A 1,563-nucleotide genomic window follows, 5' to 3' on the forward strand; every position below is an offset into this window, starting at 1 on the left:
GTAACCGTTCACCAGTCCCCCATTGACAATCAAGTGTGACTCTCCGCACTTGATCCACTTTTTCTTCTTGAGTGATCATTTTCAGACTTCATGATGAAGGTATGAAAAAGAAGAAATCCAAATTCGCAGAGGCTCCGCCTGTTGCCTCTGATATCAATGAAGCTAACGCACTCATCGAAGAGTTGTGGGAACAACTTCGCCATTATGAAGATAAGCTGAAAACCCGTTGCTCCAACTCTTCAAAACCACCGTCTTCGGATGGCCCAAAGGAGCGGGCTGAGCGAAAAAAGCTCAAAGCTCTGGTGACCGCAATCCGAGAGGAGCTAAACAGGGTCACTCAGGGAGTCAACGACAGCTCTCGAAACTGAAGAAAACGGACACTGTTATCGATTGCTTGCCTGATTCTACGTGTCCGTGCTGTGGTAAATCGGACATCTTCGTTCACAATAACCCGTTTTATCGGCATCAAGTTCACGAAATACCGAAGCCAACGGTCGAGATCTCTGAGTACCGATTATTTTCAGGTCAATGTCAATATTGCCATGAGGTCGTTAGAGCTAAGAAACCTGAAAATGTCTCACAAGGTATTATTGGGCCTAACTTGCTCAGCTATATCGCTGTATTAGCAGGACAATATCATTTAAGTATCCGCAAAATTCGCTCTCTGCTAAAAGAGCAACTGGGTACAACCTTCTCTGTTGGTGCCATCAGCGAAGCTCAGACCAAAGTGGCTTCAATGCTGACCCCTTTACATCATGCAATCCGAGATAGTATCCAAACAGCACCGCTAGTTCATGTAGATGAAACTTCCCATCCTCGTAATGGTGAAGAGAGCTTACGTTGGTGTTGGTTGGTCGCCAGTGAAGACCTTGTCTACGAAAAGATCTTGTTCTCTCGTTCAACCCATTCCGCCAAGACCATGTTAGGTAAGAATTATAGTGGCCTTGTGGTCACTGACCAATGCCCAAGCTATAACTGGCTAAAGCCAGAAAAACATCAACTGTGCTGGTCACATGTGAAACGAAATCTTCAGCAAATCGCTGATTATACTGGTGGTGGTTACACCGCTCTCGTTGGACAACGGCTAACACTGATCTCCAATATGGTTTTCAGAATACGCCACCGCTTGGAAAATGCAGACATCCAGCCCGAACAGTATATTCGCCGCATGAATCGACTGCGAAAGTCTTTCGACCACTGGCTTCAAAAAGGCAGTGGGATAGTCGTACAGAGATATAAAGGTCGATGTAAAAAGCTACAATCTCATCGTCAAAGCTTGTGGTTATTTTTAACCGATCCTTCAATCCCCCTTACCAACAACGAAGCAGAGCGGAGAATACGTGGCAGTGTCATCCAACGTAAGATTAGCTTCGGAACGACCTCTGATGCGGGCGACAAGTTCAGGGGCCGTATGCATTCGCTTGTTGAGACCTGTAACAAACGAGGCATCTCGAGCCTGTCTGCTCTAATGGAAATCGTTCAAGCTGTTACACTTCGCAAGCCTTACCCCAACGTATTTAGTCTGTAATCCATTAAATCAAGCTCCTACTGGTGAACGGTTAC

At 45.9% G+C, this 1,563-nt stretch carries 2 protein-coding genes; both read left to right on the forward strand.

Annotated elements, in window-relative coordinates:
* Positions 1 to 101: 101 nt before the first annotated feature.
* On the forward strand, positions 102 to 368 hold the full coding sequence (locus R7E42_RS25985; RefSeq protein ID WP_025441450.1) for a DUF6444 domain-containing protein: 267 nt from the start codon (positions 102 to 104) through the stop codon (positions 366 to 368).
* Positions 369 to 385: 17 nt separating this feature from the next.
* Positions 386 to 1,528, forward strand: coding sequence for an IS66 family transposase (gene tnpC / locus R7E42_RS23975; RefSeq protein ID WP_411978982.1), 1,143 nt, complete (start codon positions 386 to 388; stop codon positions 1,526 to 1,528).
* Positions 1,529 to 1,563: the final 35 nt, after the last annotated feature.

The organism is Vibrio sp. Vb1337 (genome assembly GCF_033338715.1).
Lineage (GTDB): Bacteria > Pseudomonadota > Gammaproteobacteria > Enterobacterales > Vibrionaceae > Vibrio > Vibrio alginolyticus.

What these genes read in the sequence shown, in the direction of transcription:
- R7E42_RS25985 (WP_025441450.1), top strand. Translation starts at nt 102, where the DNA reads ATGAAAAAGAAGAAATCCAAATTCGCAGAGGCTCCGCCTGTTGCCTCT.